General features: G+C 46.9%; 13 protein-coding genes. 10 read left to right on the top strand and 3 right to left on the bottom strand.

What is annotated here, in order from left to right; all coding sequences use genetic code 11:
• Positions 1 to 166 precede the first annotated feature (166 nt).
• Positions 167 to 4,123, top strand: a complete 3,957-nt coding sequence (locus tag W234_RS0108400) for an Rne/Rng family ribonuclease (protein ID WP_025646422.1) — start codon at positions 167 to 169, stop codon at positions 4,121 to 4,123.
• Between the two features lie 115 nt (positions 4,124 to 4,238).
• On the opposite strand, the gene W234_RS0108395 is transcribed toward W234_RS0108400, so the two are convergent.
• Complete coding sequence (locus W234_RS0108395) at positions 4,239 to 5,177, bottom strand: DUF808 domain-containing protein (protein ID WP_025646421.1); 939 nt, start codon at positions 5,175 to 5,177, stop codon at positions 4,239 to 4,241.
• 413 nt (positions 5,178 to 5,590) lie between these two features.
• Between W234_RS0108395 and W234_RS0108390 the strand changes: the two genes are divergently transcribed.
• The 5 genes from W234_RS0108390 (at position 5,591) to W234_RS13855 (ending at position 11,475) form a co-directional block, all read left to right on the top strand.
• Positions 5,591 to 6,454: a DsbC family protein gene (locus W234_RS0108390; RefSeq protein ID WP_025646420.1), complete on the top strand. Its 864-nt coding sequence runs from the start codon at positions 5,591 to 5,593 to the stop codon at positions 6,452 to 6,454.
• Between the two features lie 231 nt (positions 6,455 to 6,685).
• The gene (locus W234_RS0108385) at positions 6,686 to 8,011 is read left to right on the top strand and encodes a homoserine dehydrogenase (protein WP_025646419.1); all 1,326 of its coding nucleotides are present in this window, start codon (positions 6,686 to 6,688) and stop codon (positions 8,009 to 8,011) included.
• A 145-nt stretch (positions 8,012 to 8,156) separates the two neighbouring features.
• Complete coding sequence (locus W234_RS0108380) at positions 8,157 to 9,338, top strand: thiolase family protein (RefSeq protein ID WP_025646418.1); 1,182 nt, start codon at positions 8,157 to 8,159, stop codon at positions 9,336 to 9,338.
• Between the two features lie 430 nt (positions 9,339 to 9,768).
• Positions 9,769 to 10,617, top strand: coding sequence for a DUF2382 domain-containing protein (locus W234_RS0108375; protein WP_037059438.1), 849 nt, complete (start codon positions 9,769 to 9,771; stop codon positions 10,615 to 10,617).
• Positions 10,618 to 10,788: 171 nt separating this feature from the next.
• Positions 10,789 to 11,475 carry a YsnF/AvaK domain-containing protein gene (locus tag W234_RS13855; RefSeq protein WP_025646416.1) on the top strand — a complete coding sequence of 229 codons (687 nt, stop codon included), beginning with the start codon at positions 10,789 to 10,791 and terminating at the stop codon, positions 11,473 to 11,475.
• A gap of 118 nt (positions 11,476 to 11,593) precedes the next feature.
• Here W234_RS13855 and W234_RS0108365 read toward each other — a convergent pair whose 3' ends face one another.
• The gene (locus tag W234_RS0108365; RefSeq protein WP_025646415.1) at positions 11,594 to 12,124 is read right to left on the bottom strand and encodes a hypothetical protein; all 531 of its coding nucleotides are present in this window, start codon (positions 12,122 to 12,124) and stop codon (positions 11,594 to 11,596) included.
• 347 nt (positions 12,125 to 12,471) lie between these two features.
• The gene (gene secA, locus W234_RS0108360) at positions 12,472 to 15,288 is read right to left on the bottom strand and encodes a preprotein translocase subunit SecA (RefSeq protein WP_025646414.1); all 2,817 of its coding nucleotides are present in this window, start codon (positions 15,286 to 15,288) and stop codon (positions 12,472 to 12,474) included.
• A gap of 283 nt (positions 15,289 to 15,571) precedes the next feature.
• Here secA and mutS point away from each other — a divergent pair, with 283 nt between their 5' ends.
• The 4 genes from mutS to W234_RS0108340 form a co-directional block, all read left to right on the top strand.
• On the top strand, positions 15,572 to 18,589 hold the full coding sequence (gene mutS, locus W234_RS0108355; protein ID WP_025646413.1) for a DNA mismatch repair protein MutS: 3,018 nt from the start codon (positions 15,572 to 15,574) through the stop codon (positions 18,587 to 18,589).
• 89 nt (positions 18,590 to 18,678) lie between these two features.
• Positions 18,679 to 19,002 (top strand): ferredoxin FdxA, encoded by a 324-nt coding sequence (gene fdxA / locus W234_RS0108350; protein ID WP_025646412.1) that lies wholly within the window; start codon positions 18,679 to 18,681, stop codon positions 19,000 to 19,002.
• A gap of 41 nt (positions 19,003 to 19,043) precedes the next feature.
• The gene (fdxA, locus tag W234_RS0108345) at positions 19,044 to 19,367 is read left to right on the top strand and encodes a ferredoxin FdxA (protein WP_025646411.1); all 324 of its coding nucleotides are present in this window, start codon (positions 19,044 to 19,046) and stop codon (positions 19,365 to 19,367) included.
• 174 nt (positions 19,368 to 19,541) lie between these two features.
• Positions 19,542 to 20,458: RNA-guided endonuclease InsQ/TnpB family protein (locus tag W234_RS0108340; RefSeq protein ID WP_025645631.1), on the top strand; the 917-nt coding region annotated here is incomplete at its 3' end.

Here is a 20,458-nt window from a genome sequence, read left to right as displayed (position 1 = left end):
TTATCCTAACGACTGGCTGTACAAGAGTTGCAAAGTAAATACGCTAGGCTAAACGCTATATTATTTTATAAACATTTTTATAAGGGTTGAGATCACCATCAGCTCTACTTGCCCATCAGCCTAACACCTAGCTTGTCATGCTTGCGCGTCCTCATAGGATATAAATATGAAGCGCATTTTGATCAACGCTACCCAAAACGAAGAAATTCGTGTTGCCCTGTGTAAAGGCAATCATCTATACGATTTCGATTTAGAAAATCGTACCCGCGAACAAAAAAAATCCAATATTTATAAAGGCCACGTCACTCGTGTCGAGCCGTCATTAGAAGCGGTGTTTGTCGAATACGGCTCACAGCGCCAAGGGTTCTTGCCTATTCGTGAGATCTCCACCGAATACTTAAGCGGCAATCCGCGTGATGAAAATATCAAAAAACTCATCAAAGAAGGCGATGAGCTCATCGTACAAGTCGAAAAAGAAGAGCGCGGTAATAAAGGCGCAGCGCTTTCGACTTACGTGTCATTGGCTGGGCGTTACTTAGTACTAATGCCTAATAACCCACGTGGTGGCGGTATCTCTCGTCAGATATCAGGTAAGCTGCGCGAAGATATGAAGCGTATGCTCGGCAATCTTGACCTACCAAAAGGCATGAGCGTCATCATCCGTACCGCCGGTATCGGTAAAACGCAAGAAGACTTGCAGCACGACCTCAATCATCTGCTCAATATTTGGCAAGCGATTCAAGAGCAAAATAAAAAGTACCCTTCACCGCGCCTGGTGCATCAAGAAGCTGGCGTCGTAACCCGCGCGGTACGCGACTATCTACGTGATGATATCTCCGAGATTTGGATCGATAACGAAAACGCCTACGTTGAAGCGGCCGGTTTTATCGATGCGGTGATGCCAAAACAAGCCGAAAAACTGCGCAAATATACCGATTATGAGCCAATGTTCTCGCGCTTCAATATCGAAAAGCAGATCGAAACCGCTTATCAGCGTGAAGTGCGCCTGCCCTCAGGCGGCTCTATCGTCATTGATCAGACCGAAGCGCTGGTCTCTATCGATATCAACTCAGCCAAATCGACTAAAGGCTCGGACGTTGCTGAGACCGCTTATCATACCAACCTAGAAGCTGCGGACGAGATTGCCCGTCAGCTACGCCTGCGTGATATGGGCGGACTGATTGTCATCGATTTTATTGATATGAATGATAACAAGCACCAAAAGGAAGTCGAAAAACGGCTGATTGATGCCACCAAATACGACCGTGCGCGCGTGCAATTCGGTGATATTTCTAAGTTTGGCTTGATGGAGATGAGTCGTCAGCGTCTACGCCCGTCACTTGAAGAATCAACCGGCTATATCTGTCCGCGCTGTCATGGTAACGGCATGATTCGTGATTTGCGCTCATTATCGCTATCGATTATGCGTCAAATCGAGCAGATTGCGCTAAAAGAGCGTCAAGGTGAAGTGCAAGCCGAAGTGCCAACTGATATCGCCGCCTTTTTATTAAATGAAAAGCGCGACAGCTTAGTCTATCTTGAGCAAGACAGCGGTACGCGTATTACTATTTTGCCGCACGCGCATTTAGAATCGCCGAACTTCAAATTGCACTTCAATCGCGATGGCTTTGCGCCATCAAGCTACGAGCGTATCACTGATACTCAGCAGCAAGAGCATAGCGATTTGGGCTACGATGTCGATTGGCAAACGGCCGAAAATGAGCGCCCAGAACAGCAGCCAACGCGTCAGCCTCGTCAAAACTCAAAGCCCAATAGCCCCAGTAAAAGCAGCCAAAACGGGCATAACAGCCAGAGCAGCCAAAATAAGGCTCAAAGCGATAGTGCAAACTCGCGTCAGGCGCATACCTCGCAAAGTAGCCGCCGAAATAATAATGAAAGCCGGACTCAAAGCGCGCAACAGCCATCTGATCGTACGGCGACCCATAGCAATAACAACCACAGCGATCACAGTAACGAGCATCGTAATCAAAGCAGCCGGAACGTCTCAAGCGCTGCTAGCCAAGCCGCAGCGAATAGCACAGCCGCGCAGCCGCAAGCTGTCGCTTGGTTATCCAACCTATTTGCGCAGGCACCGCAAGCTAAAGTCGCTAATGTCAGTAGTCGCGATGCCGCAGAAGCCATAGAAGCCTTAGTCAACACTGGCGCACAGAGCTTAGGCTCACTGGGTCAAACTGATAGCAGCGCTTTAAGCCAAAACGAAGCGGCAAGCGTGCAAACTCAAGAGCAAAGCAATGAGAATTCAGGTTCTGATCGTCAGCAAACGCGTCAACACAAAAGCGACGATAAAGACCGCAGAGGCGATGATAGACGTCGCCGTAAGACTCGTAAGCCTAAGTCTTCACAGTCGTCAAAGGCGCAGCAAAGAAAAGAGCAACGCGATGGCGCAAGTAGCAACCGCAGTCAAGACAATAATGACAGTACTGCTAATAACGCTACTAACGGCAGTCGCCAAGATAACAGAGCCGACAATAAAAACAGCGCTGATAAGCGTCATAGTGAGCGTAACACAGGCAATGATCGCCATAGCAGTAATGAGCGTCAAAGCAATCAGCGCAGTACCGACTCTGATGAGCAGACCCTTGCTAAGCGCAAACCGCATAGCAAACGCAGCTCGCGTGGTACGCTTGCGCGCAGCGAGACGCTAGACGCTACAGCAAAATCTAGCACTGCTGAGCAAGCTAAAGTACAGGACGCCAAGCAAAATAGTGCTAAGCAAAGCGGCCAGTCGCGTCATCATGACAATAGCGCTCAAGCTAATGCTCGCAGTAAGCAAGACCCCAACGAAGTCACCTTACAGGTCAATGAAGCGCCCGTGCAGCTCAAGACGCCAGAAGTCGTGCATCTATCGTTAGATGATAGCAAAGCGCCTGCTGCTCGCTCGTCGAAAGTGGATAAGCAAGCAGATAAGCAAACGGCCAGCCCTAAGTCTGACACTCAAAAAGCAAGTCAGACGACGGCTAAAGAGAATGCAGATAATCGCGAACAAACGCCAAACTTAGCAGCTGATAAAAACACTGCTAGCGAAAAAGCGGAAAACGTGAAGCCGGCGGATAGTACTCAACACGCTGATAACGCCGACAATGCTGTTACGAGCGAGCATAAAGAAGCGACTACTGATGCAAGCGGCGCTTTTGCGTTTGACCATGATAGTTTATTTGCAGCGCGTTATGTCACGGCCAATAAATACGGGCAAGCCAGCAATGATCCACGCGTCGTGCGTCGTCAGCACCTAGCAAATGCGCAGCCGCCAGCGGACGACTCAGCGGCTGCTACCATCGGCTCTACGCCTAGCATTCGCGGCTCGGTTGGCGCTTTTATTCGCGCGACTCTCGCTTCGGCTGAGAAGCGCTTAGCCGATGAAGGCGTCATTGCTTGCTTCATTGCTGCGATAGCTGAGCACTCACAGCAAGCGGAGGGTGCCAAAGACAGTACTGCTGAGCAAAACATGAGCTCTGCTACTGTCGATATCAGCACCTTTAGCTTTAGCAACTATGGCTATGATTCGCTAAGCGCCGATTATTTGCAGCGTTTTGCCGCTATGACTAGCGCTACTAGCCAAGTGGCAGTAGAGCAAGGCAAAACCTCAGTAGCACCGCGCCCTATCACTCAGCGCGCAAGTAACGATCCTCGTGGTCAGCATCCTGACTATCAAGGAGCGACTAAGCAAGCAACTTTGACTGTGCCTGAAGTTACAGGCGATACAAGTGAAGTGGACGCTGATGACGTAGAAGCGGCAGCGCTATCAAGAGAGGCGCAAGCTGAAAACATCAGCGCCGAGAGCGAGCAGCTACTGCAAGAGGAGCAGGCGCTTGCTAGTGAGAACGCTCAAAAGCAGAGTACAGCTGCTGAAGTTGCTACTGCTGATAGTGAGACGGCAGCGGCAGACAGTGCGGGAGCGGAGAAGTCAAAAACGACTATCGCCAGTTATAAAAACATGATCGAAAATGTGGCTGAGCAGTTATTGCCACAAACCGGTATGTTTAATCTGACCACGCCAAAAGTGCCCAAAGCACGCACGCGTAAGCCAAAGACTGAGCACAAAAAGCCCACGCAAGCAGAAAAGGCGGAAGCTGATAATGTCGATAAACCAGCAGATAGCTAATATCAGCTGCTCGTGCAAGCAATAACAGCAATAACAGTAAGAAAGCCCCGATAGTTCACTATCGGGGCTTTTGCTTGTCAAGACTCCTTATTTGCTGAATGCTTTTGATGATAAATCAATGTGCAGCTGACTTTGCATCATTATCACCGCGTAATTTGCCAATAACAGTCAAAACCCCCAAGACAATAATCCCAACGATTAAACCAACCACACCTTGCAATAGCATGGTTACCAAGCCATCTAATACCCCAATTTGCGCAACTATTGTTTTTACCAAACTATCTAAATAACCAATACCATGGGTAATGATACCGCCGCCGACCAAGAACATAGCTATCGTACCGGCTATCGATAAAAACTTCATCAGCTTTGGTGCAGCAGATAACATAAACTCACCGAGTTTACGTTTGCCCTCACCCGCCTCAGAACCCTCAATTAAATGCAGTCCAGCGTCGTCTATTTTTACAATACCGGCTACTAAACCATAAATACCAACAGTGACTACAATAGCAATAATAGATAGTACAATACCTTTTTGTAGTATATCGCCGCCCACATCTGTTACCGCCCCTAAAGAGATCACGAGTATTTCAGCGGATAAAATAAAGTCAGTGCGAATAGCGCCTTTAATCTTACTCTTTTCAAACGCTACTCTATCTTCATTTTCCGCGTTAACCGTTCGCCGTGCCTCGTGCTCTTCATCACTATCGAGTAAAGTGGGCCAAAACTTATGAATGATCTTTTCAGCACCTTCATAACTTAAAAACAGACCACCAATCATTAATAAGGGCGTAATCAGCCATGGCACAAAATAACTAATAATCAGCGCTGCTGGTACTAAAATGAGTTTATTGACGAAAGAACCTTTGGCAACTGCCCAAATGACAGGCAGCTCACGACTGGGTCTGACACCAGTGACTTGTTCTGCATTTAGTGCCAAGTCGTCCCCTACCAAACCTGCCGTTTTTCTGGCTGCTACTTTGGTCATGACAGAAACGTCATCCATAAGTAGACTAATATCATCAAGCAATAATAATAAGCTGCCGCTTGCCATGAGTATTCCTTAATTATTGTTTATATCTAAACATCTCTAATATCTAAATATTTATATTTAATTTTGAGCGTTATGAAATTAGCTACTGGTTGTAGTTTATCAAAACTATAGATGACATAACGACGACATAACATAGTAAGAATGTATTTTATTTTTGATTTCCTTATAAAGGCTGTATAAAATTCGACACTGATGACATGAATACTTATATTAATACTGTCTATTATTGATGCCCTCTGTTTTTTAGGTGATGCTAAGATAAGCGTATCTAGCTTCGCGCCTATTTAATAAAATATGTTAAGATACAATGTTTTATTTAGATTTTACTCAGATTTTATTTAAGCTTTATTCGTGCTTTATCTGCCTCTACTACCAAACCATAGATAAGCGCTAGCGCTTATAGGAAACGTTATATGTCTGTACTCCCTTTTCCAAAAGCTCGCGCGGCTCGCTATAAACTTGCTTATAACTCTGTACGCAGCAAACTAACGCGAGCGATGATGAGCTCCTTACTGGTAGTGGTAGCGGCGGGATGTTCAAACAATGCCGCTGACGCGACTAACCCTGAGATTACTACTAACACCCAAGCAGCTGCAGCGACGAGCGCGCCTGATAACGATGCGGCAGTAGTGAGCGCTTTGCAAGCCAACTTAGACGCCTCTGGCATTGAAGAGACTGTGACTTCAGCTGTGCCTACCGCTATGGATGATATCTACTGGGTCAGCGCTGAGGGTCTACCCTCTTTCTTCACTGACAAAGCTGGCAAGCATATCATTCAAGGACAAATCATCAGCATAGGTGACGGCGCGCCTGTCGATATCAGCGCCGCACTTATGGCTTCTAATGCCCAACAAGCATTAGAAGCGGTTGACAAAGATGAGCTGATTATCTATCCGGCTACTGGAGCAACCAAAGCGGTCGTCTACGTATTCACCGATGCTGATTGCCCTTATTGCACTAAGCTGCATTCTGAGATGGATGACATCAATGCCCGCGGTATCGAAGTTCGCTATCTGGCATGGCCACGCAGTGAAGCCAGTATTCCGCTTATGGAAGCCATTTGGTGCAGCGACGATCGCGTACAGGCAATGGATCAAGCAAAAAATGAAGATGTGAATATCTCAGCACCTGCTTGCCAGAGTCCTGTGGCTAAGCACATGCAGTTAGGCGCAAGCTTAGGCGTGCGTGGTACGCCTGCCATCTTTACTGAGTCGGGGCAACAGATCGGCGGCTACTTGCCAGCGGCGCAATTGGCTGAAGCTGCGCTTAATAACTAAGCCCATGCCATTGCCCTACCATTATAGTAACGCTCAATCATAGCGCCTGCATAAATAAGGGCGCTTGATGAAAAAAAGCAAATTGCAATAGTAAATGTCAAGTGACATTGATACGGGGCGTTAGGTAGACGCCACCTTTGCTTATCGGTATGATACGGCTATGCAACCTAGGGTCGATTAAGCTTTTCTTTTTAGTTTGAATTTTTATCCATCTATTTCATCGAGGATACTGTGAGTAAATCCATAAAACTAGCGATACTTGGACTCGGTACTGTCGGTACTGGCGTCGTCCATTTGATAAATGACAATTTAGACGAACTCAAACGCCGTAGTGGGCGCGATATTACCATCACTGAAGTCGGCACCCGTCGTCAGCGTGATGATATCGACCCTGCTATTACCCAAAATAGTGACCTGATGGCAGTTGCTGCCAGTAATAATGTTGATATTGTCATTGAGCTGATCGGCGGTACGACGCTTGCCAAAGACGTCATTCTGCAAGCCATCAATAACGGTAAGCATGTGGTCACTGCCAACAAAGCGCTACTTGCTGAGCACGGTAATGAGATCTTCGCGGCAGCAGAAGCCAATAACGTTCATGTCGCTTATGAAGCGGCGGTCGCTGGTGGTATTCCGATTATTAAAGTGATGCGAGAGGCTTTAGCAGCTAATAAAATCGACTGGTTAGCAGGTATCATCAATGGTACGGGCAACTTCATCATGACCGAGATGCGCGATAAGGGTCGTCCTTTCGCTGATGTGCTCAGCGAAGCACAAGAGCTTGGCTACGCAGAAGCTGATCCGACTTTTGATATTGAAGGGATTGATGCGGCGCACAAGCTTGCCCTGCTCGCCTCTATTGCTTTTGGTATTCCGCTACAGTTTGATAAAGTCTATTGCGAAGGTATTACCGATATCACCTTACAGGATGTCAGCTATGCCGAAGAGCTGGGCTACCGTATCAAGCACGTCGGTTTTGCGGTACGCCGTGATGGAGACGGTGATAATGATAAGGCAGGTATTGAGCTGCGTGTCCATCCGACGCTGATTCCGCAAGATGTTTTATTAGCGAACGTCAATGGCGTCAAAAACGCAGTATTGGTCAACTCACATCCACTCGGTCAGACGCTATATTATGGTGATGGCGCTGGTGCAGGCGCGACCGCTTCTGCGGTAATGGCCGATGTCATGGATTTGGTACGCGTGCTTGGTAGTGACGTGGCTGCCAAACATGTGCCGCACTTATCGTTTCAGCCGGAGCAGCTATCTGATACGCCCATTTTACGAGCAGAGCAGATGACTAGCGGGTATTATCTACGTGTGCATGCTTTTGATAATCCAGGGGTGCTGGCAGATATTACGCGTATACTCAGCGATGCTGGTATCAATATCGATGCTATTTTGCAAAAGCCTGCGCATAAAGCCGGCCAAGTGCCAGTCATTATCTTAACCTTGCCAGTGGTCGAGAGTCAGATGAACCTAGCGATTGAAAAGATAGAAAACTTAGAGGCTATCACGGATAAAGTGGTGCGTATTCGCTTGGACGAGTTGGCTTAACCGCGGCTTAATCGATTAGTGGCTAGCTTTTTTTTGCAGAATGCCTAGTACGTGGTTTAGCATTTTAAAGCAAGCCTTTAGCCCTTATAATAAAAGCACGGCTATTGCTAGCTATTAATAACGAATATCAAAAAAGGGAAAAACTATGTCAAATGATGCAATCGTAATCGTCAATGGCGCACGGACGCCGATGGGCGGCTTTCAAGGCGCTCTAAAAGACGTCAGCACACCTGACTTAGGCGCCGCTGCTATCAAAGCCGCTGTTGAGCGCGCGGGTGTCAGCGCAGATAGTGTGGATGAAGTGATTATGGGCTGTATTTTGACCGCAGGTTTGGGTCAAGCTCCTGCTCGTCAAGCCATGCGCAAAGCCGGTTTGCCAGATAGTACTGGCGCAGTTACTATCAATAAGCTTTGCGGCTCTGGCCTTAAAGCGGTGATGGAGGCTTATAACGGTATCAAAGCCGGTAGCTTTGATGTCGCTGTGGCTGGCGGCATGGAGTCGATGACTAATGCGCCTTATATCATGTCAGGCGCGCGCGCAGGCTACCGTATGGGCCATAAAGAAGTCAAAGATCATATGTTCTTGGATGGTCTAGAAGATGCCGAAACCGGCAAGCTTATGGGTCAGTTTGCGCAAGAGATGGCAGATAAAAAAGGCTATAGCCGCGAACAAATGGACGAGTTTGCTATCGAATCGCTAAATCGCGCGTTAACTGCGATCAAAGACGGTCATTTCGAGAACGAAATTACGCCAGTCACTTTCGAGACTCGTAAAGGCGAGCAAACTGTCGATACCGACGAAGAGCCAGGGCTTGCTAATGCCGAGCGCATTCCTAAGCTACGTCCTGCGTTTGCCAAAGAAGGCACTATCACCGCCGCCAATGCCAGCTCCATCTCAGATGGCGGCGCGGCAGTAGTGGTAATGAAAGAGTCGCAGGCGAAAAACGAAGGCTTAGATTTTCAAGCGCGTATTATCGCTACTGCCTCAAACTCTCGTCATTCTAGCGAGTTCACTATCGCGCCTATAGGAGCGATCGAAAAGGTCTTAGATAAGGCAGGTTGGTCCGTCGCTGATGTCGATCTTTGGGAGATTAATGAAGCCTTTGCTATGGTAACTATGGCGGCTATGGACGAGCTCAATATCGAGCATAGCAAAGTCAACGTTGAAGGTGGTGCTTGTGCGCTGGGTCATCCTGTTGGCTGCTCTGGAGCACGTATCTTGATCACCTTAATCAACTCGCTACAACGTACTGGCGGCAAAAAAGGCATCGCGACCCTATGTATCGGTGGCGGCGAAGCAGTAGCAGTGGCTATCGAACTACCATAGAGCGAAATGCTCAGTTTTTAGTCTAACCATTTATTCATTATGACCGCATCAGCTCAGGCTATGCGGTTTTTTATTTTAGTCAAAATCCCAAAAATAGCACAAAAAAGTCTTTACTGTAAACAAGCGTTAACTTATACCTTTGCCATGTTATAGCGCTTACAGCCTTTTACACGCTTTTACGTCTATCGCACATTTTGCTACTTCGCTTATATACCCCCTGCCCCGTGCTCTTGTTATTCTAATAACCAGTTGAGGTGAGGTAATTGACAATAACTAATTCACTTACTGAACTGAAATTTTACAGATTTTACAGAATTAGCGGCCATCAGATCAGCTGTTAAGATTTTGACTGCTATATTCTAAGTATTAGTATTTATCATTCAAATTTTCATTTTCAATAAAAATTAACTCATATAAAAGGAAGATAATAATGAGCCAACTTATCCGTTTACAAGATATCCAAGCGACTCACCGTGACCTAATTGGTGATGATTATTATGACCCAACTGGTAAAACTGCTTATGGTGTCAACGAAGAAAAAATCGGTAAAATCGATGGCGCTCTAGTTGAAGATACCACTGGTCGTATTCGCTACTTAATCGTTGACGCAGGCGGCTGGTTCAGCTCAAAAGAAGTATTGGTACCTGCGGGTCTCGCTCGTATTGTTGGTGATGATGTTTTCTTTGATAGTTTGACTAAATCACAGGTAGAAGCGATGGAAGTTTATGATCACGATTATCAGTACAGCTATAAAGAGCAGTACGAAAAAGATCGTCAGGCTTTTGTAGCGGATACTGTGCCTACTGAAGAGCGTGTAGAAATTGACGACACCCATTACGAGGCGCCAAACACTCTAGAGCTACTAGAAGAACGTCTAACGGTAAATAAAGATCGTATCGTTGCAGGTTTAGTCAAAGTGGGTAAGCATGTCGTAACTGAAGAGCGTAACGTCAATGTTGAGTTAGAAGAAGAGCATGCTAATATTCAGCGTACTAACGTAGACCGTGTTACTGACCGTAAAATCGGTGATGCCGATGCAAGCGAGACTGTCGAAGTAGAGCTAGAAGCAGAACGTGCTCGCGTTGGTAAAGAGACTTACGTCACTGAAGAAGTTAGCGTTGGTAAAACGACTGAGCGTCATACTGAAACTATCGTTGAAACCATTCAGCGCGAAGAGCTTGATGTTAATGACGAAGGTAATGTCGTTGACCGTGAAGGTAACTTATATGGCCGTGACGATATCACTGCCGAAGATGTCCGCCGCGCTCGTGGTATGTAATAAGCTACACTACTCATAAAATACTTTATGATAGTTAAAAGCAGCTGAGTCATCTCAGTAGATTAAGGCCAGAGCTAGTCTCTGGTCTTTTTTTATGTTCAGAGTGAGCTTACTACTAACAGCTATTATATGAGCTATAGCACACAACTGAGAATAACAAGGAAGACGACTATGAATAATGAATCTAATAAACCATTAAATCCAGCAACCGACATTAATAATACTAATCTTGATAACACTCATCTTGATAATACTACGGATAAGAAAATAGAAGATCATGCCAGCGAGCATAAACTTCCAGCTCCCGATGATGTGACAAGTCAAGGTAGTAACACTGCAACTGGCGTCAACCATTTAGCAGGAGCAAACGTCAATAAAGGCAGCGGCTATCTTGAGCTATTAGAAGAGCGTCCTGTAGTCAATAAAGAGCGTTTAGATGTCGGCAAGGTCACTGTCACTAAGCATGCGCGCACCAGAACAATAGATGTGCCTATCGAATTGGTCGAAGAATACATCACCGTAGCTACCGCCTATGAAGATAGTGAAAGCCAAGATATGCTATCAGGTAATTTTGATGACAAAGATATCTTACGCCGTGTTGAGCCAACTTTAGATAGTAAAGCGGTGGTCACTATTAATGGCAAGCAAGTCGAGATTGGTGATGCGCCGGTGGAGATTGTGCTATCCAGACAAGTAGCGACTATTACCAAAGATACTTATGCTATCCAAGAAATCGATATTAGCAAAACTAAGCACACCCATACCGATACGATTCAAGTCGAACTGAAGCATGAAGAGCTTGATGTTAAAGAAGAAGGGCTATTAGAGCACGAAAATCAACAGGCGCTTAAAAAATAAGTCTGCATTTTTGGTCAAAACCGTATCGAATAAAAAAAGCAACGCTGATATAAAGCAGCGTTGCTTTTTTTAGTTTTACAGTTTAGCTAAGTCTAATACTTCGCTAAGTCTGACAATACTAGTCGATTTCATCACATTGATAAGTATTGATATCAGACTCGCCTTCACTAGCGGTACGAATTATGCCAGTCTCGCGCGCTTGATGCGCCACTCGCCACTGGGTGAAGCCTGCGCTACCATCAATTGCCGTGGTGCCTTCGTAGACTTCTGGGTTCGTGCCTTGATTGGTTTTACTGACCGTAACCGTCCCTTTATCTGTGCTTAGCACCGCTTCGTTACTCTCGTCTTTATAAGTGACGTCGACTTTTAGCTCAGGCGCACACAAGTAAGTGATTTGGGTGATTCCAGTGTTTACTTCAGCGACCGTATCGTCTTGTACTTCATTGAGCGTAGCATCAGGTGCAACGACGGTATCATTAGGCTCAGCAGGTTCTGCTGACATCGGCACGGCTTGCTCAACGGCAATGTCTTCTTCTAAGCTGGGTTCAGTTTCAGGCTCTTGTTGGCAAGCGCTGAGGCTAATGACGCAAGCGAATACTCCGGTCATCATTGCAGACGCTCGTAACGATTTTGATAATCCTAGGCTCATGCCTATCTCCTAAATATATGTGCTAAAAACTGACCATATTAACTTGTAAGGCTAATCAGTTATTATAACTTGACGTTCAATACCTTTGATGTTCAATACTATAGCTTGTCACTGTCTGTGCGCCTATATCGGATTTGTAAACGAGCAGCATTGCGCTTCAAATACAAACCAAACCAAACCAAGCATAACTGTCACTAGCTCTTTGCTTTATATTAGCAAATAGTTTACTGGGTTTTAAAGTCGATTTAGCAACTGATTAGTAAGTGAACTCACCGCTATAAAAAAACCCTCATCCAAGATAGATAAGGGTTTATAACAGCTATAAATGATTTTAAGCGCAGCTTTGCTTAGATCTTGCCATGACACTGCTTGTACTTAAGGCCAGAGCCACAAGGACAAGGCGCGTTACGGCTGATATTCATATTGGCGTAAGGGTTACCCTCTGCGCCATTAGCAGCGCCCGCCGCTGCAGCGCCGGCTAGATTGGCGCGTGCGGTTTGCGTTTGACCTTGGCTTTGGCGTTGACCTTGGCTTTGATTAGGGTTATGAGCAGCCGCTTGTTGCTCATTACCGGCAAGGCCGCTTGCGTCTTTGTGTTCAAACTGCATTTGCATACGCTCAGCATCCGCACGTTGCTGCGCTTCTAACGCTTCGATCTCTTCTTTAGTAGGAATGTGTACGCGAGATAAGTCTTGTACCGTTTCAGACTTAATCGCGCCAAGCATCATTTGGAACAGCTCAAAGGATTCGCGCTTATACTCTTGCTCGGGGTTTTTTTGCGCATAACCGCGTAGATGAATCCCTTTACGCAGCTGATCCATCTGCGTCAAATGCTCTTTCCAGTGCTTATCTAGGCTTTGCAGCATAAAGTGACGCTCGAGCTGCGCGGCTTCTTTTTCGCCCATTTGCTCACGGCGACCTCGATAATGCTCTAACGCCGTCTGGATAATTTTGGCACGTAGACCTTCTTCATCGAGACGACGATCTTCATCTAGCCAATCATTGATTGGCATGTAGAGCTTGAACTCGTCCTCTAGCTCATCTTCTAGCCCATCGATATTCCATTGATCATCGATAGAGCCTGGCGGTATAAATTGGTCAATCATCGCGTTATAGACATCGTAATGCATCGCCTCGATAGCTTCTAACAAGTCCATATCTGCAAGCAAATCATCGCGCTGACTGTAGATAACTTTACGCTGCTCATTGGCGACATCATCGTACTTAAGTAGGTTTTTGCGAGCGTCAAAATCGCGGCTCTCAACTTTACCCTGCGCGTTTTCGATAGACTTAGAAACCATCTTATGCTCGATAGCTTCATCTTCTTTGAGGCCCATTGCCTTCATCATGTTGACCACGCGGTCGCCGGCGAAGATACGCATCAGATCATCTTCTAAAGACAAGAAGAAACGTGACATACCAGGATCACCTTGACGACCGGCACGGCCACGCAGCTGGTTATCGATACGGCGTGATTCGTGACGCTCTGAGCCGATAATATGTAGACCCCCTGCGGCGACGACCTGATCATGCTTTTCTTGCCATTGGGCTTTGAGCCGCTGCATCTCGTCCGGACTTACTGCTTCTGGATCTGCGATAAACGACTCCCAGTTACCACCTAGGATAATATCGGTACCACGGCCTGCCATATTGGTCGCGATAGTGACGGACTTTGGGCTACCTGCCTGCGCAATGATATCGGCTTCGCGCTCGTGCTGCTTGGCGTTTAGGACATTATGCTTGACGCCTTCTTGATCGAGCAAATACGATAACTCCTCGCTCGCTTCAATCGTTGCAGTACCGACGAGCACTGGCGCACCTTTGGCCTGAATCTCTTTAATCTCGCGGATGATGCCTTGATACTTGCCTAATTTGGTCAGATAGATCTGATCATCCATATCGATACGGGCAATTGGCTTGTGCGTTGGGATGACAATAACGTCTAGATCATAAGTGGATTTAAATTCTGCCGCTTCAGTGTCGGCAGTACCAGTCATACCAGATAGCTTGTCATACAGACGGAAAAAGTTCTGGAAAGTGGTGGTCGCAAGCGTCTGGTTCTCCGCCTGAATCTCGACGCCTTCTTTGGCCTCGACGGCTTGGTGCAGGCCCTCTGACCAGCGGCGGCCCGGCATCGTCCGGCCGGTGTTTTCATCGACGATGATGACTTCACCATCATTAACGATATAGTGGACGTTTTTGACAAAGACATGATGAGCACGAATGGCAGCTTGTACGTGTGCCAGCAGCGGTAGACGGCTTGGGCTATAAAGACTCTCGTTTTCCCCAAGCTCGCCAACTTTGACTAAGAAGCGCTCAATCTTCTCGTAGCCTTTTTCGCTAATCTCAATCTGGCGATTCTTTTCATCGATCCAGAAGTCTTCGTCTTCGTTCTCTTTATTGGCTTCTTCATCTTTTGAGCGTTTAAGCAGCGGGATAATCGTATTGATCAGCGCATACATGCGTGATGAATCTTCCGCTTGCCCTGAGATAATCAGCGGCGTACGCGCCTCATCGATCAAGATGGAGTCAATCTCATCAATAATACAAAAGTTTAGCGGACGCTGTTTTTTCTCTGCAAGGCTAAAGACCATGTTATCGCGGAGATAATCAAAGCCGTATTCGTTGTTGGTACCATAGGTGATGTCCGCTTGATAAGCATCGACCTTATCTTGCGCGGGCTGCTGCGAGTAGATCACGCCTACCTTTAGACCCAAAAAGCTAAATAACGGCCGGTTTAAGTCGGCATCACGCGCGGCTAGATAGTCGTTGACGGTGACTAAGTGCACGCCTTTATCACTGATGGCGTTTAGGTACATGGCGAGGGTTGCCATCAAAGTTTTACCTTCACCGGTCTTCATCTCAGCGATTTTACCTTCGTGCAAGGTAATACCACCGATTAGCTGCACGTCATAATGACGCATGCCGGTGACACGCAGTGAGGCTTCACGGCAGACAGCAAACGCTTCTGGCAATAGCGCATCTAGGCTCTCGCCGTTTTTATGTCTAGCCTTAAACTCCGCCGTTTTTTGCTGCAGTTGCTCATCAGACAGGGCTTGCACGCCAGCCTCTTGGGCGTTAATTTTAGCGACCACTTTGCGCATACGCTTGAGCTCACGGTCATTTTTGGTGCCAACCACACTGCCTACAATCTTTGATAACATAATTTATTAACCTATGGAAATATTCAATAATTAAAGCGCGTAAGCCCAGATGTAGCCCAACGTTTTATTATTACCCAACTTTTCATTACTCAACTTTTCATTACTCAGCTTAGTCTGTCGCCATTATATATGGTTATGGTGCTGATGAATACAAGGGACATCGACTAGATATTCGCTGCCATGAAGCGCCCGCTCTCGTGTTAAAATAGACACTATTTTTCGCTCTAGCGCCGAGGTTTTATCCCCTCAACTTTCGCTATAAAAGCTTTATAAGAGATTATGCATGCCTGTTAAGCCCGTCAGCTCCTTATCTAATTCAAACTCTAATTCAGATACCCTATTAACCATTAGTGATACCGTCTTTGACTTAGCGCACCATACGCCGATGATGGTGCAATATCTGACCATGAAAGCCAACTATCCAAACGCTTTGTTACTATACCGTATGGGCGATTTTTATGAGCTGTTCTTTGATGATGCCAAACGCGCCGCGCAGATATTAGATATTACTTTAACTCGCAGGGGCAACGATAAAGCCGGTAATAACATCGCTATGGCCGGCGTGCCGTTTCATGCCGCCGATAGCTATATGGCGCGGCTGATTGCAGCGGGAGAGACAGTGGTCGTCTGCGAGCAAATCGATGAGTCCGCCAATCATAATACGCCCGTGCTCGCCGATAAACAAAAAAAGAATGCCGCAACCACGCCTGCTAGCGGCATCATGCGCCGTGAAGTAGTCAAGACCTTAACCGCCGGTACTATCACCGATGATGCGCTGATTAGCGCTGGCTCTACGCCAACCGTCGTTGCCATCGATATTCAGGCGGACTTTGTAGAACCATCAAAGACTAAAAGCAGTAAACAACCTTTGCAAGCTGCGATCAGTCAGCTCGACTTAGCCGCCGGTACACTGACCACACAAACGCTAACGGTAGAGCGCTTAGCCGATCATGATACGGCTAGCGCCCAGCTACAAACGCAAATGCTTACCGTACTAGCGCGGTTTGCGCCCAGTGAATGTATCATTAGTGAAGGCGTCGATGAGCAGTGGCTCGCTTGGCTACGCAGTGAACTGGACTGCTCTATTATCGAAGTCGCGGCCAACGATTTTCATCCGGACCATGCCGGCGCCACCCTTTGCGAGCAGTTTCAAGTGCAGCGCCTTGATGGCTTAGGTATTAGCGGCTCGCCGCTTGCGCAAACCAGCTGTGCGGCGCTCATTCACTACGCGCGACAAACCCAGCAGCGGCAAATTCCGCAGGTCAATCAGCTCATCATTGAGCACAGCGACGATTATCTGATCATTGATGGAGGTAGTCAGCAAAACCTTGAGCTGTTCACCCCAGTCAGTAGTAATGGCACGTCCTTGATATCAGTGCTCAATCAGTGTCAAACGCCGATGGGTAAGCGCCTACTGGTGCAACAGATGAAGCGGCCGCTACGTCAGCATACGCGTATCAATTTGCGCTTAGCCGCTATAGAGCAGTTATTAGCGGCCAACCATACAGCCAACCATGCAGCCAGTCAGTCGCTCATCAGTGAGATACGCGATACTCTAAATACCATCGGCGATATCGAGCGCATCAGTAGCCGTATTGGTCTGATGAGCGCCAAACCGCGTGACTTGCGCAAACTCGCTGACGGTATCGCCAGTAGTCTACAGCTCGCGCGCTTATTAACTGCCTCTGGTATCAAGGCTGAGCAAAGCGGTCTATTACCGATGCTCATGCAGCAGTTGCCTGACCACTTACCTGCCGTGCAGCAAGTTGCGCAGCGCATTGAGCGCGCTATCATTACAGAGCCGCCAGCGCATATCCGCGATGGCGGGATGCTAGCTGCGGGCTTCGATGAAGAATTCGATCGGCTAACGCACTTGCATGATAATATTCAAGCCACCCTCGATAACATGGCAGATGAAGCGCGGCAACAGCATAATTTGCCGAGTCTAAAAGTCGGCTTCAACAAGGTCAGCGGCTTTTATTTTGAGCTGCCAAAGATGCAAGCAAAGCTGGCGCCTGCTCATTTTATCCGCCGGCAAACACTGAAGAACGCTGAGCGCTTTATCACCGAAGCGCTAAAGGAGCTAGAGACTGAGTACTTAAGCGCGCAGACTTTAGCGCTAGCCCGTGAAAAGCAGCTGTATCAGCAGCTACTTGGCGAGCTGAGCGAACATTTAGCGGAGCTACAGCAACTGAGCGCCGCTATTGCACAGCTCGATGTGCTCGCTAACTGGGCCGATCTGGCCATAACTTATGACTGGCAGCGTCCGGTGATGAGTAAAGATAGCGACTCTCAAGCCCATAGCCAAACCCGTATCGATATCCGCGCAGGACGCCACGTCGTCGTCGAGTCAGTACTACAAAGGATGAATCATGCCAAGTCCAACGCTCACTCTGCTCCTAATCATTTCGTCGCTAACGACTGCCAGCTAGGTGCAAGCGAGCATCCTGAGCGTTTACTGCTCATCACTGGTCCTAATATGGGCGGCAAATCCACTTATATGCGCCAAACTGCGCTGATTGTACTGCTCGCACACTGTGGCAGTTTTGTCCCGGCGCAAAGTGCCCATATTGGTGATATCGATCGTATCTTTACCCGTATCGGCTCGGCAGACGACCTCGCTGGTGGCAAATCCACCTTTATGGTCGAGATGATAGAAACGGCGAATATCCTAAACCAAGCGACCGATAAATCATTAGTGCTCATGGATGAAGTCGGACGCGGTACCGCAACCACCGATGGCCTTGCAATCGCCCATGCTTGTGTTAACAAACTGCTCGAGATTGGCTGCTTGACGTTATTTGCCACCCATTACTTTGAGCTGACCCAGTTGGCAGCGCAGAACAAAGGTATTCGTAACGTCCATGTCGCGGCCAGCGAAGTCGATGGTCAATTATTACTGCTGCATAAAATTAAAGACGGCGCGGCTAGCTCTAGCTTTGGTTTACATGTGGCAAAAATGGCCGGTATTCCTAAGGCAGTGCTCGCTGATGCACAACGCTATCTGCTCGATACGCTCACCGCTACTACTAGCGCTGCTGATCATAGCAAAGGCGCGCATACTGATGACAAAACTGACTTAACTCATGCCATTATCGAAGAACGTCAGCAGCCTTATGAAACCCTTGCAGACAGTAGTGCCAATAGCCCCCATAGACAGCCTACTCATACAATAGATAATCAGCAGCAAAATCAGTGGTTTACGCTACAGAGTGAATTAGACAGTATCGATCCTGATAGTCTAACGCCCAAGCAAGCACATGATATGCTCTATCGTCTCAAACAACTCATTAGTCGTTAAAGGGGTTTGTGAAAACACTATAAAAGCGCTAAAATATGCGTTATTTTTGCTATTTAGCATTTCGTCAAACCAATAACAGGTAGCCCTCTATGACCTTTATCGTTGCAGATAACTGCATTCTTTGTAAATACACCGACTGTGTAGAAGTCTGCCCAGTGGACTGCTTCTATGAAGGACCGAACTTCTTAGTCATTGACCCAGACGAGTGTATCGACTGCGCCCTTTGTGAGCCTGAATGTCCGGCCAATGCCATCTTCTCAGAAGACGAAGTGCCAAAAGGACAAGAGATATTTATTGAGCTCAATGCCGAGCTTGCTCAAAAGTGGCCAAATATCACTGAGATGAAGCCAGCCATGCCAGAAGCCGAAAAGTGGGATGGCGTCGAAGGTAAGATTCAGTATTTAGAGAAGTAGGCGATTTAACCCATAGGCGCTTTGATAGCAGGTAGTTCGCTATGACCTTCGTCGTGACCGATAACTGCATTCTTTGTAAATACACCGACTGCGTAGAAGTCTGTCCAGTAGACTGCTTTTATGAAGGGCCAAACTTCTTAGCCATTGACCCTGACGAGTGTATCGACTGCGCATTATGTGTGCCCGAATGTCCTGCCGAAGCGATATTCGCTGACGATGAAGTGCCCAACGACCAACTGATTTTCTTTGAGCTCAACGCCGAATTGGCAAAAAAGTGGCCAAACATTACCGAGATGAAAGGTCCCTTGCCAGAAGCCGAAAAGTGGGATGGCGTCGAAGGTAAGATTCAGTATTTAGAAAAGTGATGTCGCTATAAACAAAATCTTTATACATTAGGCCGTAGCTTTTGCTGCGGTCTTTTTTTATCCAACGTTGCCGTAAAACCACCCACTTCAGGGGGTGGATATAAGGCGACATATACTGTCGTGAGTAGTACTTAAAGGGTTGTAAGTTGAAATTAACCTCGCCATACTAAAGGTATGAAAACCCTCAAGCTACGCATCAAAGACAAACACGTAAACCAGCTAAACAAAATAGCTGGGAGTGTTAACTATGCGTGGAACTATGTTAATGCGTTAAGTTTTGAGCATCTAAAGCGAACAGGTAAATTCTTTAGTGCCTACGACCTAAACGAATACACCAAAGGCAGTGGCGAACTATTAGGCTTACACTCACAAACTCTGCAAGCCATAAACGAAACTCATACCAAATCTCGTAAGCAGTTTAAAAAAGCCAAACTAAATTGGCGAACCAACCGACCCGATGCCAAGCGAAAAAGTTTAGGTTGGATTCCTTTTAAAAAGTCAGCAATCAAACATCTGCACACCAGACAAACGGGAAAGAAAGCACTTAAATCAACCATACAGCTATCGCTCTCTAAGGGTCAAAAGCTCATCATAGATGTCTTTGATAGCTACAACCTAAGCCTGTATCAAATCAACACGCTTGAGATAGTGCAAGACAGCCGTAATCGTTGGTATGCCTGTATTACCGTCAAAGATTTTCCTAGACAAGTAAGTGGGATGGGCAGCGTTGGTATTGACTTAGGCTTAAAGGAATCTGCTACCACATCAAACGGTGACAAGCTGACAACCAAACAAACGCAAAAGTGGGCTGAAAGGCTTGCAATAGCTCAACGAGCGAAAAACAAACAGCGTGTCAAAGCAATACACGCCAAAATCAAAAATTCAAGGTTAGATGCAATTCACAAATTCACCACCAAGCTTGTTAAAGACAATGCTTTGATTGTGGTTGGTGATGTTAAATCACGCTCATTCACAAGTAAGAAAACCAACCTAGCTAAATCAACATACGATGCAGGATGGTTTGAACTCAAAAGACAACTGGAATATAAATGCAAGTATGCAGGTTGTCAGCTTGAGATAGTAAATGAGAG

Origin of the sequence: Psychrobacter sp. TB15 (assembly GCF_000511655.1) — a bacterium.
Lineage (GTDB): Bacteria > Pseudomonadota > Gammaproteobacteria > Pseudomonadales > Moraxellaceae > Psychrobacter > Psychrobacter submarinus.
This window is presented reverse-complemented; position numbering and strand designations above follow the sequence as displayed.

Excerpts from the sequence above, each read along its gene's own strand:
- W234_RS0108400 (WP_025646422.1), top strand. The coding sequence starts at position 167 with ATGAAGCGCATTTTGATCAACGCTACCCAAAACGAAGAAATTCGTGTT.
- W234_RS0108395 (WP_025646421.1), bottom strand. The coding sequence starts at position 5,177 with ATGGCAAGCGGCAGCTTATTATTATTGCTTGATGATATTAGTCTACTT.
- W234_RS0108390 (WP_025646420.1), top strand. The coding sequence starts at position 5,591 with ATGTCTGTACTCCCTTTTCCAAAAGCTCGCGCGGCTCGCTATAAACTT.
- W234_RS0108380 (WP_025646418.1), top strand. The coding sequence starts at position 8,157 with ATGTCAAATGATGCAATCGTAATCGTCAATGGCGCACGGACGCCGATG.
- W234_RS0108375 (WP_037059438.1), top strand. The coding sequence starts at position 9,769 with ATGAGCCAACTTATCCGTTTACAAGATATCCAAGCGACTCACCGTGAC.
- W234_RS13855 (WP_025646416.1), top strand. The coding sequence starts at position 10,789 with ATGAATAATGAATCTAATAAACCATTAAATCCAGCAACCGACATTAAT.
- W234_RS0108365 (WP_025646415.1), bottom strand. The coding sequence starts at position 12,124 with ATGAGCCTAGGATTATCAAAATCGTTACGAGCGTCTGCAATGATGACC.
- secA (WP_025646414.1), bottom strand. The coding sequence starts at position 15,288 with ATGTTATCAAAGATTGTAGGCAGTGTGGTTGGCACCAAAAATGACCGT.
- mutS (WP_025646413.1), top strand. The coding sequence starts at position 15,572 with ATGCCTGTTAAGCCCGTCAGCTCCTTATCTAATTCAAACTCTAATTCA.
- fdxA (WP_025646412.1), top strand. The coding sequence starts at position 18,679 with ATGACCTTTATCGTTGCAGATAACTGCATTCTTTGTAAATACACCGAC.
- fdxA (WP_025646411.1), top strand. The coding sequence starts at position 19,044 with ATGACCTTCGTCGTGACCGATAACTGCATTCTTTGTAAATACACCGAC.